Genomic DNA, 15,464 nt, shown 5'->3' with positions numbered 1-15,464 from the left:
TGTAAATATAATCGACTAAAGCTGTATCGCATGCGTAGATTAACCTCTTTATCATTGCTCGTAGGTACCGGCGTAATGCTATCCATGACTGCCTGTCACAAGGACGGTGGAGGACTTTTCGGCAAAAAGAAAGAAGTTTCCTCTGCTACCGGCTGGAACTATAACGACCAGAAAATGGGTGGTTTCAGTGTAGCCAAGAATAAAAACCAGCAAACCGGCCCGGGCCTGGTGTTTGTACAGGGCGGTACTTTTGCCATGGGTGCTACTGAGCAGGATGTAATGGGCGACTGGAACAACATTCCACGTCGTATTACAGTATCCTCTTTTTACATCGATGAGTCAGAAGTAGCCAACGTACACTACCGGGAATATCTTTTCTGGCTGGCCCGTGTTTATGGAGAATCTTTCCCCGACGTATACCGCAACGCATTACCCGACACCCTGGTATGGCGTAGTGAGCTGGCTTACAACGAGCCCCTGGTGGAATACTATTTCCGTCACCCGGCGTACAACGACTATCCGGTGGTAGGTGTTACCTGGAAACAGGCCACCGACTACTGTAAATGGCGTTCCAACCGTGTAAACGAAAAAATGCTGATGGACAAAGGCCTGCTTTCCAAAGCAGACATCTCCAACCAGTCAGACGATAACACCTTTGACACCAAAGCCTATAGCGCCGGCCTGTATGAAGGTACACCCGGTAAAATGTCCAAGTCTACCAAAGACCAGTTCAAAAATGCGGATGGTACCCCTCGTACCGCCCAGTTTGAAGATGGTGTGATGCTGCCGAACTACCGCCTGCCCACAGAAGCAGAATGGGAATACGCTGCACTGGGCTATATCGGCCAAAACCCCGGCCCTTCCAAAAAAGAAGGCAAACACGGGGAAGAGCTGATCATGAACAAACAGGTATATTCCTGGGGCACCAATACCAGCGGCCTGCGTGATATCCGCCGTGGTACCATGCAAGGTCAGTTCCTGGCCAACTTCAAGCGTGGCTCCGGTGATAACATGGGTGTGGCCGGTGGCTTGAACGACCGTGCTTCCATCCCTGGTCCTACCCGCTCCTTCTACCCCAACACTTTCGGCATCTATAACATGTCCGGCAACGTGTCTGAATGGGTACTGGACGTTTACAGACCACTCAACCCGATCGATGGGGAAGACTTTAACTACTTCCGTGGTAACAAATTCCAGACGGTTTATCAGAACGAAAACAAAGAGTTCGAAAAAGACAGCCTGGGTCACCTGAAAATGCGTGATGTGACCGACGAAGAAAGTGCCAACCGTCTTAACTACCAGAAAGGTGACGTAATCAACTACCTCGATGGTGACTCCCTCTCTCAGGTGGAATATGGCTATGGCATCACCTCTCTCATCAACGACAAATCACACGTAGTAAAAGGTGGTAGCTGGAACGACCGGGCTTACTGGCTCTCCCCCGGCACCCGCCGCTACATGCAGGAAGACATGGCCACCAACACCGTAGGCTTCCGTTGCGCCATGGACCGTGTAGGCAGCCCTGAGGGTAACAAGTTCAAAACAGGTAACCTGTTCAAAAAACAAAGACAGAAGCGATAGTTCCCGCAAAGGCGCAAAGCAGCAAAGAGCGCAAAGTTTTTTTAAGTTCTAAATAAGAAAGCAAAGGAGCGAAGATCAAATGTTGATCTTCGCTCCTTTGCTTTCCTATATTCGCTTAAATAGTCTTTGCGCTCTTTGCTGCTTTGCGCCTTTGCGGGAACTAAGACCAGAGCTCCAGGATTTCCTCCGTGTGATTTTTGGTATCCGGCTTTTTGATGATGTGGTCAATCACGCCCTTTTCATTGATCAGGAAGGTAGTGCGGTGAATACCATCATACTTGCGGCCCATCATCTGTTTTTCGCCCCAAACACCGTACTGATTCACGATCTTATGATCTTCATCGGCCAGCAGGGTAAAAGGCAGTTCATATTTTTCGATGAACTTCTGATGGCTTTGTTCACTATCTGTGCTCACCCCAATTACCTCATATCCTTTTTTAGTCAGCCCGCTATAGTTATCGCGCAGATTGCAGGCCTGTGCCGTACAACCAGGCGTCATATCTTTCGGATAAAAGTAAAGCACCACGCGTTTCCCCTTCAGATCCGTCAGTGATACGGTTTTGCCATGCTGATCTTTTCCTTTGAATATAGGCGCTTTATCGCCTTCTTTTAAGTTTGTCATATTTTAAATTTTTTCTGAGAGATTAACGTTTGAAAGAAAGACTATAGCTGCCTTCATTGCCGGCAACATCGGTCACTTTCATCACCAGGGTGTGACTGCCTGCCGGACAATGTTCATCGAACGTATAGGTAAGCACGTTACCCTTGCGGGAAAACAGGATCCATTTACCATCCAGCTCTCCGCGGAAATTTTTGATACCGCTGGCATCGCTCATTACAAAAGAGAGTTTAGTGGCTTTAGACAGGTTAGCACCTGGCTTCACCCCTACCGGCGTTACTTTCGGCGCTTCCGTATCTATTTCCAGGTGGAAGTTACCGAAATCACGGAAAGAGCCTTTATACCAGCCATCTTCCTTTACCGTAGCGGAAGTATTGCTGCTGCCCAATCCTTCGCGTACCATCACCACTTTGGGTTGCAGGTATTCCGGAATTGTTTTGGCAGGTTTTAACCGCACGTCAAAATAGTCGTGTATAGGTACCAGCGGCGTGTGCAGCCGGTAGATATTGGAATAATATTTAGGTGAAGTGGCCGCTACCTCCTGGTAATTGAAACAGATCTGATCATACAGTGCCCGTTCATCGAGGTAGAACTCCACCTGGTTGTTTTCAAAGATATTGCGGGAGTCCGGATACATAGGATTGGCGCAGGTTTTCTCCGGCGCTTCCTCTCCCCCCTGCTGCAGGTTGAGTTTTACCGTGGAAGTATTGCCGTAGGCATCTTTCACCAGTAATTTCACCTCATGTACTTCTCCGTCAGAGAGGAAAATGGTACCGTCGCCTTTCAGGTCGTGGTAGATATCCAGTTCGTTGCCCGGCAGGGAGAATAACAGCTGGATATAAGGCCCATTGCCCTTTTTCAGTTTATAGTCAATATGCGCGTTCAGGTAACGGGTTTCTTCGTAACCGATATTATCCAGTTGAAAATCGATATCCGGCACATTGTTATTGTACATGAACACCTCATAGATGCCGTAGGTATTGGGTGCATTGTCCATCCGGTCAATCGCGTTAATACCCAGGCCTACCTTGCCTGCTTTCACTTTAATCACCGGTTGGGTGGTGGTGTAGTGGTCGCCCGTTTTTTTCACCGGCAGTATCATGGGTTGTTGTTCGTAGATACTGCGCTCTCTATCGTAAATGGCTATACGATAAACGTCCGGTGCATGGGTATCAGCGATATTAAAGCCAAACAGGAGCGGGTTCAGCGGCTTTTCTGTTTGGGTATTGCGTATTTCAAAGTGCAGGTGCGGACCGGCAGAACCGCCGGTATTACCGCTCCAGGCCACAAATTCGCCTTTCTTTACCGGGAACATACCGGCCGGGATAGACAGGTCGCTGGCCCAGCTTTCATTAGCATATTGCTGTTTTTTCACGTAGGCCTGCAGGGCCGGGAAGAACGCGTTCAGGTGGGCATATACCGTCGTGTACCCATTGGGGTGGGTAATGTACAACACATTGCCAAAACCGGTGTGGGATACACCGATACGGCTTACATAACCATCTGCCGCGGCATGTACCGCCATATTCTCCCGTTGCTGGGTTTTGATGTCCATACCGGAGTGAAAGTGATTGGGCCGGAGCTCTCCGAAGTTGCCCGCCAGCTGTATCGGGATTTCCAGGGGATTCCTGAAATAGCCTTTCGGGTAGTTCTTCTCAGGGAGGGATTGCGCCGTTAATAAATGCGGTAGTAAGCAAAATAAGCCTATGACTCTCTTCATAATATGCAATGGTAGAAAAAAAATAGGAATTGAAGGACGTAATTTCTTCCGTACATTAGATGCCGCAAAACATCATTATCCTAATGTCTATCCTGGTATCACAACTGAGTAAGGTCTATGGCGAACAACGCGCGGTGGACGCTATTTCCTTTGAACTGAAGAAAGGGGAAATAACCGGATTCCTGGGTCCTAACGGGGCGGGGAAGTCCACCACCATGAAAATGATCACCGGTTTCCTGCCACCTACCAGTGGCAGCGCCAGTGTGTGCGGCTACGACATTGTGAGCCAGTCGCTCGAAGTACGCAAACGAGTAGGATACCTTCCGGAATCCAACCCTTTGTACTACGATATGTATGTAAAAGAGTTCCTGGAATTCATTGCCGGCGTGCATCAGCTGGGCGCTTCCGGCGCCGCGCGTATCCGCCAGGTGATTGAGATGACAGGGTTATTGCCGGAGAGCGGTAAAAAAATCGGTGCTTTGTCCAACGGATACAAACAGCGTGTAGGGCTGGCGCAGGCCCTGTTGCATGATCCGGAGGTGCTGATCCTGGATGAACCTACCACCGGCCTGGACCCCAACCAGCTGGCCGATATCCGGCAGCTGATCAAAACATTGGGGACCGATAAAACGGTGATTCTTTCCACACACATCATGCAGGAAGTAGAGGCACTGTGTGACCGGGTGATCATCATCAACAAAGGAAAAATAGCAGCAGATGACCGGCTGGCCAACCTCCAGCAGCAAAATGCCGGTGGTGGCTACCTGCAGGTAACTTTTGGAGAACCGGCCGCTGCGGAAGAGCTGTCACAGATAGCCGGCGTTTCCCGGGTAACCGCCCTGGAAGGCAATACCTGGCAATTGTATACCAATGAGGTAGACGCTGTGAGAAAAAACCTGTTACAATTTGCTTTGATTAATAACCGGAACATCCTTTCTTTGCAGAGCAATTCACAAAGCCTGGAATCTATTTTCCGGGAAATAACAAAACGCGTTTGACCCCAGGGTTTAAACGCCCATGCTAACCGCTAATAGCTAACAATTATAACTTTCGAATTATGAGTACTATTTCAGCAATCCATGCCAGGCAGATCCTTGACAGCCGCGGTAATCCTACAATTGAGGTAGACGTAACCACAGAAGACGGTCACTTTGGCCGTGCTGCCGTTCCTTCCGGCGCCTCTACCGGTAAGCACGAAGCAGTAGAGCTGCGCGACAACGATAAGAGTGTTTACGGCGGAAAAGGCGTACAACAAGCTATTAAAAACGTTAACGAGATCATCGCAGAAGAGCTGATCGGCTGGGAAGTAACCGACCAGGCTGGTATTGACAAATTGCTGATTTCCCTGGACGGAACCGAAAATAAATCCAAACTGGGCGCCAACGCTACCCTGGCGGTGAGCATGGCCGTAGCGAAAGCTGCTGCAGAAGAGTGCAATCAGCCCCTGTATCGTTACCTGGGCGGTGTTAACGCATTCACCCTGCCTATTCCCCTGATGAACATCGTAAACGGTGGTGCACACGCCGACAATAAAATTGATTTCCAGGAGTTTATGATCGTTCCGATCGGTGCTTCCACCTTCTCCGAAGGTCTGCGCTGGGGCGTGGAAGTATTCCACAAACTGAAAACTGTACTGAAAGGCAAAGGCTACAGCACCAACGTAGGTGACGAAGGCGGGTTCGCTCCGGAAATCCAGAGCAACGAAGAAGCTATCGAAACTGTACTGGAAGCTATCAAAGCAGCCGGTTATACACCGGGCGAACAGATCGCTATTGCCCTGGATGCCGCCAGCAGCGAAATGTACAGCGACGAAACCAAAAAATACAAATTCTACAAAAGCTCCCAGAAAGAAATTACCAGCGATGAAATGGTCGCTTACTGGGCTGAATGGTGCAACAAATACCCGATCGTTTCTATCGAAGACGGCATGGCGGAAGACGACTGGGAAGGTTGGAAAAAACTGACCGAAGCCGTAGGCAGCCGCGTACAGCTGGTTGGCGACGACCTGTTCGTAACCAACGTAAAACGCCTGAAAGAAGGTATCGATAAAAACATCGCCAACAGCATCCTGATCAAAGTAAACCAGATCGGTACTGTTACAGAAACCATCGATGCGGTAAACATGGCCCACAAAGCCGGTTATACTTCCATCATGAGCCACCGTTCCGGCGAAACAGAAGATACTACCATCGCTGACCTCGCAGTAGCACTGAACTGCGGCCAGATCAAAACCGGCTCTGCTTCCCGCACGGACCGTATGGCCAAATACAACCAGCTGCTCCGTATCGAGGAAGAACTGGGTGAAGTAGCGATCTACCCTACTAACGCTATCCGCGTAAAAAAATAATACCTCCTCATTCTATTTAGGGATTTTTTGATTTTCGATTTAGTGATTTGAAATGCAGCGGAGGCCCGCTCTATTAAATTCCAAAATCGTAAATCAAAAAATCCCTAAATTGCATTATGTCTTTTCTGAAATCCATAAAACTGCCGCGCTATGTAAAGAACAAGTTCTTTATTACCGCTCTCGCTTTTGTGGTATGGATCGCCTTTCTGGACAAGACTAACCTGATGTATCAATATCAGTTCCAGTCAGAAGTCAACAAACTGGAAAACCAGAAGGAATTTTTCATCAAAGAGATCAGACAAACCCGGGAAGAACAACAGGAACTGCTGTCCAGTCCTGAGAAACTGGAGAAATTTGCCCGCGAAAAATACTATATGAAGAAAGATAATGAAGACCTGTTCATTATTACCCCCGCTCCCCGGCAGTAATTGATTCTATCCCCTTGTGAATCATAAAAATTTATCTTAAATTAACAATACATTGCACGTTTCTGTCGTTATAAAGTAGGATACGATATTTCTTATCAAATATATATTGCATGAGTAATTTTACACTGTCTACCCTCTCCACCTTGTGTCTTGTTACTGATAGCGATCTTAAACGCCAACAGGAAGCATCATTAACATTAACCCGGGAAGAGCAGGCTTGTTTCGAGGACACCAAAGCCGTCCTCGACACGGTTCATTTTTCTCCCAGGGCCGCTACGCTCCGCTTGATTTTTGACTACGCCGCCAAAAAACCGGAGCAACGATAACCGATTGAGCCTTACTGATCTGTCTATTGTACTGTAACGTCTTTCGTACGGTTATCGGCTTCATTTTCCTATCTTTACGGCATGACCAAAAAAGAGCGCTTCGCATTCGTTATCAGCTATTTTGAGCAACACACGCCTAATGCCGAAACCGAGCTGATTTATGATAATCCATATCAACTGCTGGTAGCCGTTATCCTGTCCGCCCAATGTACCGACAAACGGGTGAATATGACCACGCCCGCCATTTTCGAACGTTATCCGGATGTGGAAGCGCTTAGTCACGCAACCTTTGATGAGTTGTTTCCCCTGATCCGTAGTATCAGTTATCCTAACAACAAAACGAAACACCTCATCGGGATGGCGCAGATGGTCATGGAGGACTTCAACGGCGAAATACCGGACACCGTAGCTGAACTGGTAAAACTGCCCGGCGTAGGCCGTAAAACCGCCAATGTGATCACTTCTGTGGTGCACCAGCAGCCCAATATGGCGGTAGATACCCACGTATTCAGGGTTTCCGCCCGTATTGGCCTTACCACCAATGCCAAAACGCCCCTGCAAACAGAATTGCAGCTGCTGAAATATATACCAAAGGAAAAAGTGCATGTTGCCCACCACTGGCTGATTCTACATGGCCGTTACATCTGCGTGGCCCGGAATCCCAAATGTGGTGAATGCGGCCTGCGTCCGGCCTGTAAATATTATCAACAGATCACCAAGGCGCAATAACTCCGGTTGGTGTATATTCGGTCTCCTAAATCATCCGTATGCGCCCATTCCTGACTGCCAGCTGGCGAAACCTGCTCATGCTCAACTTCGCCGCAGATGCCCACACGCTCCGGCCTTACCTCCCGGCCCATACCGAACCGGATACCTGGAACAACATCCACTATGTAAGCCTGGTAGGCTTCCTCTTCCAGGATACCAAAGTAAAAGGTATCGGCTTTCCCGGTCACCGTACCTTTGAAGAGGTCAACCTCCGTTTTTATGTGCGCTATAAAGACCAGGGCCAGTGGAAACGCGGCGTGGTATTCATCCGGGAGCTGGTGCCTAAACCACTCATCACGCTGGTAGCCAATACCCTCTATAAAGAAAACTACGCTACCCACCGGATGCGCCACCAGTGGGATCAGCCAGATAACAACACCCTCAACGTTCGCTACGAATGGGACGTTGCCGGCCAGCCGAATTATATGGCAGCAACGGCCTCCGCTACCACCCTCCCCCTGGAAGAAGATAGTGAAGCCGCTTTTATCACCGAACATTATTGGGGCTATACCCGGCTGAACCACCAGACCACCGGTGAATATGAAGTGGCCCATCCCCGTTGGGACCTCCATCCGGTGATCGAATATGACTACCGTTGCCATGCCTCCCGGTTGTATGGCCCGGCTTTCGGGCCTGTACTCGAACAAGCTCCCTTATCTGCCCTGCTGGCCAACGGTTCCCCGATTGCCGTCATGCATGGCAGGAAGCTACGGTCCTGAGTTTCAGGAAACCCGCGTTGTTTTTTTCTTCCATCATAAATTTCGATACGATTTATAATAATTTGCTATCTTAAGCAGTTCATTCAGATGCATTTAAAAAGCTAAAAAAACGTTATGAAATCAGCCGTAAGAGTACAATTGTCGTTCATGATGTTCCTCGAGTTCTTTATTTGGGGAGCATGGTTTGTGACACTAGGTACGTTCGTATTAAAAAATCTGCAGGACACCAACGCCAACCAGGTGAGCGTTGCGTTCCTCACCCAATCCATCGGAGCGGTTATCGCGCCTTTCATTGTGGGGATTATTGCAGACCGTTTTATTTCCGCCCAGGTAATCCTGGGTGCTATTCACCTGATTGGGGCAGCGCTGTTATGGACCTGCTCCGGTATGACCAGCTTCGACAGCTTTTATCCTGTATTGCTGGTATACATGGTCCTGTATATGCCAACACTGGCACTGGTAAACTCCATCTCCTTCCGGCAGATGAGTGATCCCAGTAAAGAGTTCTCCACCATCCGGGTATTTGGTACCATTGGCTGGATCATTGCCGGTTTACTGATCGGCTGGCTCAACTGGGAGAAAAACAATACGCTGGGCCTCACTTTCAAGATGGCTGCCGGCGCGTCCCTGTTGTTGGGCCTGTTCAGCTTTACGCTGCCTAAAACACCGCCGTTGAAAAAAGGCACAGAGATTTCCGTCAAGGAAATCCTCGGGCTGGATGCTATCCGGATGCTGAAAAACCGCTCCTACCTGCTGTTTTTCCTGGCTTCCATCGCCATCTGTATTCCGCTGGCGTTTTATTACAACTTCACCAATCCGTTCCTGAATGAGATTGGGATGAATGCTGCTGCCGGTAAACAATCATTCGGACAGGTATCCGAGTTGTTCTTTATGCTGGTAATGCCACTGTTCTTTGTTCGCCTGGGTGTTAAGAAGATGCTCGCGCTGGGGATGCTGGCATGGGTACTGCGTTATGTACTGTTCGCTTACGGCAATGTAGATTCCAATTACTGGATGCTGATTGCCGGTATCGTACTGCATGGTATCTGTTATGACTTCTTCTTCGTTACCGGTCAGATTTATACCGATAAACTGGCAGGTGAAGAATTTAAAAGTTCCGCACAGGGCTTCGTTACGCTGGCCACCTATGGTGTGGGTATGCTGATCGGCTTCCTGATCTCCGGTCCTATCGTAGAGTCTTATAAAACAAGTGGAGGCCACGACTGGCATGGTATCTGGCTGATTCCCGCCGGTATTGCCGCAGTGGTACTCGTATTGTTCATGCTGCTGTTCACCGACAAAGCAACAGAAAAAACCGCCTGATTTTTCTGTCTCTATTTATACGCTTTTAAAATGCAGCGGGGCATGGCTTCGCTGCATTTTTTCATTTCAATAAACGAAAACCGTACTGTATGGCAAACATTGCAATGCTTGGCTCGGGCTTTATCGGGCGCTTTTATGCCGATTCCCTGCAAGGACAACGTAGCAGGGATAAGATCGTAAGTATTTATTCCCGCCGGGAAGAGAGTGCGAAGAAATTCGCAGACGATTACCAGGTGGCTCACTGGACGCTGGATATGGAAGAAGCCATTGCCCGTCCGGAGGTCGGGGTAGTCTGCGTTTCCCTGCCCAACAACCTGCATGAAACAGCGGTGAACCTGTGCTGTAAACATAAAAAAGCGGTCATCTGCACCAAGCCCCTGGGCCGTAATGCGCAGGAGGCCAAACGTATGCTGGAAGCGGTAGAAAAGGCAGGTATCTTCCACGGTTACCTGGAAGACCTGGTGTATACCCCTAAGTTCCTGAAAGCCTTACAAAGTGTACAGGATGGCGCATTGGGCCGTATCCTGTGGGCCAAGTCACGCGAAACGCATCCTGGTCCGCATAGCGAATGGTTCTGGGACAAAGAGCAGGCTGGCGGCGGCTGTATGCTGGACCTCGGCTGTCATTGCGTAGAAATAGGCCGTAGTTTTATCGGCAAGGATATTAAGCCGGTAGAAGTGATGTGCTGGGCAGATACGCAGGTAAAACCGATTGATGCAGAAGACCATGCCATTGGCCTGGTCAAGTATGAGAACGGCGCCATTGGCCAGTTTGAAGTAAGCTGGACTTTCCGTGGCGGGTTAGATCTCCGCGATGAAGTAATGGGCACAGAAGGTACTATCTGGCTCAACAGCTTCCTGCGTACGGGTTTCGACATGTTTACCACCGGCAAGGGCGCCGATTATGTCGCCGAAAAAGCTGAAAGCAATACCGGCTGGCTGTTTCCCGTAGGTGACGAGCTGAATGAACTAGGTTACAACCATATGTTTACCGACATGTTCAACGCTATGGAAGCCGGTAAAGCGCCCCGTGAATCCTTCTATGACGGTTATGTGGTGAATGCTATTCTTGATGCCGCCTATAAAAGCGCCGCCTCCAAAAAATGGGAACCTGTAGAACTGGAAATATGGCGTGGCCAGGAAGGGGTTACCAAAGCCAAAACCCTGCAGGATTACAATGATCAGTACTATCTGGTGAAAGAAGAAATGACGCACTTCGGCGCTAAAAAACTGATCCTGAAAGACAAGACTACCGGGCAGATAATAGAGCAGACGATATCCTGATTTTCGATTTTTTGATTTACGATTTTTTGATTTCGGGTAGGAGAAAAAATGTTATTCCTTCCCCGAAATCAAAAAATCGTAAATCAAAAAATCTGAAAATAGTTAGATCGTTTTAATAAACAGGGCTTTCCCGAATGTGTGGTTAACCTCTACTTCCGTCAATTCCCCGTTCGTATACTTGTAGATGTTTTTTTTGCCTTCCGGCAGTACCAGTTCATACTGGCCGCTTCCCAGCGGGTGCAGGGGCAGGAATTTACCCAGGGCTTCCGAGAAAATGCGGGATACCTGTTTGGGTTCTGAAAAATAAAGATCGGCCACACAATGAGCAATCTCTGTGTTATCGATCACGGATCGGGCGCCGTTCAACACTATCGTATAGTCGTTTCCGTTACGACGCGTAGTCGTTTCCTTATCTTCCCCGTTTTTTCCCGCCACGCGGGTAGATTTAGCGAGGGTAAGCACGTTGTTATCGTACTCATTCAGGATATCGCTGTTGACCTTTGCCAGCAGTGTCTGGATGCGGGTTTTAATGGTGATGCTTTTAGCAGCGCCACTTACTTTACGTTGTGCTTCGATAGTTCCCACTGCATGATTGGCAATCCGGACTTCAAAAGTCGTCTTCTGTGCCCGTACCGGGAGGTAGAATACAGCTACCGTTGCAACGCATAACAATACACGAAAAAGGTATTTCATAAATCAGGAAACTTAAACCAGAAAAAAAATAACACCAAGGGGGAGGTAGCTGTAATAGTCCCCTTATTGAAAGTACGAAAAATCCCGGAAGTTTGGTGTATTCCCTACGATACAACGGCCAGGGGCGCAGTGAAGACTAGCTTCGCTGCGCCCCTGGCCTATGCATGTATAAACGAATCTTAACTTATAACATTTCCTTAATGCGGGTAAGGAGTTCTCCTTTGGTGATGGGAACGCCCATGATTTTATGGTACCCCTGTGCATCGATCAGGAATTGATCGCGGATGATCTTGATCAGTTGACCATTATTGATTTCCGGGATCAGTACTTTATCGTAGCTGTGGAGGATTTCACCCAGGTTTTTAGGGAACGGGCGCATGTGGCGGATATGGGCATGTGCCACCTGATGGCCTTCCGCCAGCAGTTCCAGCACGGTGCTTTTAATTACGCCGAAGGTGGAGCCCCAGCCCAGCACCAGTACCTTTCCTTTTTCCGGGCCTACTTCTATTTGTTGCAGCGGAATATGATCAGCTATCTTGTCTACCTTTTCCTGGCGGATTTTCACCATCAGTTCGTGGTTTTCCGGATCGTAGCTCACATTACCGGTAATATTTTGTTTTTCCAGGCCACCGATGCGGTGTTCCAGTCCGGGTGTGCCGGGAACAGCCCAGGGGCGGACCAGGTTTTCATCGCGGTGGTAAGGCAGGAAGGTATCTTCTCCTTCTTCGAGTTGTTTTTTGAATTTCACCTCGATAGCGGGGAGGTCGGCTGTTTTCGGGAAACGCCAGGGCTCAGCGCCGTTGGCGATGTAGCCGTCACTCAGGAGAATCACCGGTGTCATATGTTGCACCGAAATGCGGAAAGCTTCAAAAGCAGCGGAGAAACAATCAGCCGGCGTGGAGGTAGAAATGATCGGCATCGGGCATTCCCCGTTGCGGCCATAATAAGCCTGCAGGAGGTCAGATTGTTCTGTTTTGGTAGGTAAGCCCGTAGACGGACCGCCGCGTTGAATATCCACGATCAGCAGGGGAATTTCGAGCATAACGGCCAGGCCCATCGCTTCACCTTTCAGGGCCATACCCGGACCGGAGGTGGTGGTAATGCCCATATGGCCGCCATAAGAGGCGCCGATAGCAGACGTGATGCCGGCGATCTCGTCTTCCGCCTGGAAGGTGCGGATACCGAAGTTTTTGAAGCGGCTCAGTTCATGCAGGATATCAGAGGCCGGTGTAATGGGATAGGTACCCAGGAATATCGGCAGATTTGCTTTTTGGGAGGCAGCCACCAGGCCGTAGGCCAGGGCGGTGTTACCGGTGATGCTACGGTAGGTACCCGGTTCCATACGGGCTTTCTCCACCCGGTAACGGGTAGTAAAGGCTTCCACCGTGTCGGCGAAGTGGTAGCCGGCGCGCAGCACTTTGAGGTTACTTTCCAGGATTTCCGGTTTTTTGCCGAATTTTTCCTGCAGGAAAGTTTCCGTGTTGTCCATATTACGGTCATACAGCCAGTAGAGGAAGCCCAGCACGAACATGTTTTTGGCGCGGTCTTTCTCTTTCATACCCAGGGTAGTCTCTTTCAGCGCTTCGCGGGTCATTTTGGTGACGTCCATGGTATGGAGCTGGTAGTTCACCAGGGAACCGTCTTCCAGTGGGTTTACCCCTTCCGGGTAGTTGGCCAGCCGGAGGTTTTTGGCATCGAAGCCGTCGGTATTGGCGATGATGATACCGCCTTTTTTGAGGCCTTTCAGGTTAGCTTTCAGGGCAGCGGCATTCATGGCCACCAGTACGTCGCAGGCGTCGCCTGGTGTAAATATACGGTTAGAGGAAAAGTGAAGCTGGAAACCGCTCACGCCCGGCAGGGTACCCTGTGGGGCCCGTATTTCGGCGGGGAAGTCCGGAAATGTGCTCAGGTCATTCCCGATCAGCGCGGTATTATTGGAAAACTGGCTACCTGTCAACTGCATCCCGTCTCCACTATCGCCCGCAAATTTTATCACTACATCATCCAGTTGTTGAATCGAAGTATTGGACATCTATTATTCTTTTAAGGTATCTTAGTATAAGGTATTCTGTATAAAGGTGTAAATTTAGGCAATCGGCAGATGTTATATACCAAACCTGCGCAAAATCATGTTTATTTCCCACAAAAGTACACAAATACAGTAGACTATTATCGCCAGAAAGCGCCGTTTACATTACTTCTTGTTATGGGTGATAACCACAGGTTATTGGCTAAATAAATGCTAATTTTAATACAAATTCGGTGATGGGATGCGTTGGTTCTCAAATCAAATCGTATTTTTATTCCGTTAATAATTTTTAAACTATATTTTATGGCACTGTTTCAATCGAACAACCCTGTACTCAAAGAAAGTATTTTTGACAAGGCTGCTCATTCTGATGGCGCTACCATGAGCATCCGTGGTACTGTTAACAAAATGTCTTTCCTGCTGATCATGCTGATGGCAGCAGCAGTTTTCTCTTACGGTCAATTTTTAAAAGGTAGTGCTAATGTGTTCCCGTTAGTAATCGGCGGCGCCATTGGTGGTTTTATACTGGCACTGGTTATCATTTTTAAGAAAGAATGGTCCGGTTACCTGGCCCCTGCCTATGCGCTGGCAGAAGGTCTTTTCCTCGGTGGTATTTCTGCTATGTTTAACGCACAATGGCAGGGTATCGTATTGCAGGCGGTAGGTCTCACTTTTGGTACCTTTATCGCGATGCTGGTATTGTACCGCACTGGTGTGATCCGCGCGACTGAACGTTTCAAATCCATCGTTATGACCGCCACTCTGGGTATCGGTATCTTTTACCTGATTGCCCTGGTACTGCGTTTATTCCATATCGATATGCCGCTGATCCACAGCAGTGGGCTGATGGGTATAGGCTTCTCCGTAGTGGTAGTGGCTATTGCAGCGCTGAACCTGATCCTGGACTTCGACATGATTGAGCAGGGTGTTAACATGCGCGCACCGAAGTATTTCGAATGGTACGCTTCTTTCGGCCTGTTGGTAACCCTGGTATGGCTGTACCTGGAAATCCTGCGTTTGCTGAGCAAATTGAACAGGAGATAAACAAGCTGTTTTTTATCTTATATAGAAAGTCTACCGGTAAACCGGTAGACTTTTTTTGTTTTGTTAATGTCTTCCAAAAGATTTGTTAAAGCAGATTTTTCCGCCATTTTATGGCACCGTGTTTGCAAAACTATCATCAGTTCTTTACATCCAAAAAAGCGATAGCAAATAAATGCTGACAACTTTACTTTAACCATGTAATCTTTATTGTTGAACTGTATAAATCGTGTGCCATGAAAAAATTGAAAGTAACCATGTTGGCGTTGGCAGCAGTAGCGTTTGGAAGCTTTGCTTTCAAAGGAATTGATGGAGGTAGTATTGCAGGAAAAGTAACACCTGCAGACGCGGCTACTGAAGCACTGGCTATCACTGGAACAGACACGTTAAAATCACCCGTTAATGACGGTGCTTTTAGCTTTAAAAACGCCAAATCAGGCACTTACACCGTTATTGTAGGTGCAAAAGCGCCTTTTAAACCTGCTACCCTTACAGATGTAAAAGTAGAAGATGGAAGAGCCACTGATTTGGGAGAAATTAAACTGACAAATTAATCAAGAGCAATAGTTGGTTTTCATAGGGGTTAA

15 protein-coding genes are annotated in these 15,464 nt (G+C 48.5%); 11 read left to right on the top strand and 4 right to left on the bottom strand.

What is annotated here, in order from left to right:
• The first annotated feature begins 30 nt into the window (after positions 1 to 30).
• A complete protein-coding gene (locus ICL07_RS26140) occupies positions 31 to 1,581 on the top strand; it encodes an SUMF1/EgtB/PvdO family nonheme iron enzyme (protein WP_188091007.1) in 1,551 nt (516 codons plus the stop codon).
• 160 nt (positions 1,582 to 1,741) lie between these two features.
• Here the strand turns inward: ICL07_RS26140 and bcp are convergent, their stop codons facing one another.
• Both bcp and ICL07_RS26130 read right to left on the bottom strand, forming a co-directional pair.
• Positions 1,742 to 2,203 (bottom strand): thioredoxin-dependent thiol peroxidase, encoded by a 462-nt coding sequence (bcp, locus tag ICL07_RS26135; RefSeq protein WP_188091006.1) that lies wholly within the window; start codon positions 2,201 to 2,203, stop codon positions 1,742 to 1,744.
• A gap of 22 nt (positions 2,204 to 2,225) precedes the next feature.
• Positions 2,226 to 3,920 carry a peptidoglycan DD-metalloendopeptidase family protein gene (locus ICL07_RS26130; protein WP_188091005.1) on the bottom strand — a complete coding sequence of 565 codons (1,695 nt, stop codon included), beginning with the start codon at positions 3,918 to 3,920 and terminating at the stop codon, positions 2,226 to 2,228.
• Positions 3,921 to 4,003: 83 nt separating this feature from the next.
• On the opposite strand from ICL07_RS26130, the gene gldA reads away from it, so the two are divergent.
• From gldA to ICL07_RS26090, 8 genes are all read left to right on the top strand, one after another.
• A complete protein-coding gene (gldA, locus tag ICL07_RS26125) occupies positions 4,004 to 4,918 on the top strand; it encodes a gliding motility-associated ABC transporter ATP-binding subunit GldA (protein ID WP_188091004.1) in 915 nt (304 codons plus the stop codon).
• A gap of 59 nt (positions 4,919 to 4,977) precedes the next feature.
• Positions 4,978 to 6,267 (top strand): phosphopyruvate hydratase, encoded by a 1,290-nt coding sequence (eno, locus tag ICL07_RS26120; protein ID WP_188091003.1) that lies wholly within the window; start codon positions 4,978 to 4,980, stop codon positions 6,265 to 6,267.
• Between the two features lie 116 nt (positions 6,268 to 6,383).
• Positions 6,384 to 6,695: an FtsB family cell division protein gene (locus ICL07_RS26115; protein ID WP_188091002.1), complete on the top strand. Its 312-nt coding sequence runs from the start codon at positions 6,384 to 6,386 to the stop codon at positions 6,693 to 6,695.
• A gap of 110 nt (positions 6,696 to 6,805) precedes the next feature.
• Positions 6,806 to 7,021, top strand: coding sequence for a hypothetical protein (locus ICL07_RS26110; protein WP_188091001.1), 216 nt, complete (start codon positions 6,806 to 6,808; stop codon positions 7,019 to 7,021).
• Between the two features lie 81 nt (positions 7,022 to 7,102).
• Positions 7,103 to 7,750, top strand: a complete 648-nt coding sequence (nth, locus tag ICL07_RS26105) for an endonuclease III (protein ID WP_188091000.1) — start codon at positions 7,103 to 7,105, stop codon at positions 7,748 to 7,750.
• 38 nt (positions 7,751 to 7,788) lie between these two features.
• Positions 7,789 to 8,508: a YqjF family protein gene (locus ICL07_RS26100; RefSeq protein ID WP_188090999.1), complete on the top strand. Its 720-nt coding sequence runs from the start codon at positions 7,789 to 7,791 to the stop codon at positions 8,506 to 8,508.
• A gap of 114 nt (positions 8,509 to 8,622) precedes the next feature.
• Positions 8,623 to 9,831: a nucleoside permease gene (locus ICL07_RS26095; RefSeq protein ID WP_188090998.1), complete on the top strand. Its 1,209-nt coding sequence runs from the start codon at positions 8,623 to 8,625 to the stop codon at positions 9,829 to 9,831.
• 89 nt (positions 9,832 to 9,920) lie between these two features.
• Complete coding sequence (locus tag ICL07_RS26090) at positions 9,921 to 11,114, top strand: Gfo/Idh/MocA family protein (RefSeq protein WP_188090997.1); 1,194 nt, start codon at positions 9,921 to 9,923, stop codon at positions 11,112 to 11,114.
• Positions 11,115 to 11,216: 102 nt separating this feature from the next.
• Here ICL07_RS26090 and ICL07_RS26085 read toward each other — a convergent pair whose 3' ends face one another.
• Together ICL07_RS26085 and ICL07_RS26080 are read right to left on the bottom strand one after the other, a co-directional pair.
• Positions 11,217 to 11,807, bottom strand: coding sequence for a DUF6134 family protein (locus ICL07_RS26085; RefSeq protein ID WP_188090996.1), 591 nt, complete (start codon positions 11,805 to 11,807; stop codon positions 11,217 to 11,219).
• A gap of 184 nt (positions 11,808 to 11,991) precedes the next feature.
• Entirely contained in the window at positions 11,992 to 13,839 is a 1,848-nt protein-coding gene (locus ICL07_RS26080) for a 2-oxoacid:acceptor oxidoreductase subunit alpha (RefSeq protein ID WP_188090995.1), read from the bottom strand.
• Between the two features lie 300 nt (positions 13,840 to 14,139).
• On the opposite strand from ICL07_RS26080, the gene ICL07_RS26075 reads away from it, so the two are divergent.
• Complete coding sequence (locus ICL07_RS26075; RefSeq protein WP_188090994.1) at positions 14,140 to 14,880, top strand: Bax inhibitor-1/YccA family protein; 741 nt, start codon at positions 14,140 to 14,142, stop codon at positions 14,878 to 14,880.
• A gap of 233 nt (positions 14,881 to 15,113) precedes the next feature.
• On the top strand, positions 15,114 to 15,431 hold the full coding sequence (locus ICL07_RS26070; RefSeq protein ID WP_188090993.1) for a peptidase associated/transthyretin-like domain-containing protein: 318 nt from the start codon (positions 15,114 to 15,116) through the stop codon (positions 15,429 to 15,431).
• Positions 15,432 to 15,464: the final 33 nt, after the last annotated feature.

This window comes from Chitinophaga qingshengii (genome assembly GCF_014529935.1).
GTDB lineage: Bacteria > Bacteroidota > Bacteroidia > Chitinophagales > Chitinophagaceae > Chitinophaga > Chitinophaga qingshengii.
The sequence above is the reverse complement of the archived record's forward strand: the minus strand, read 5'-3'. Positions and strand labels throughout refer to the sequence as shown.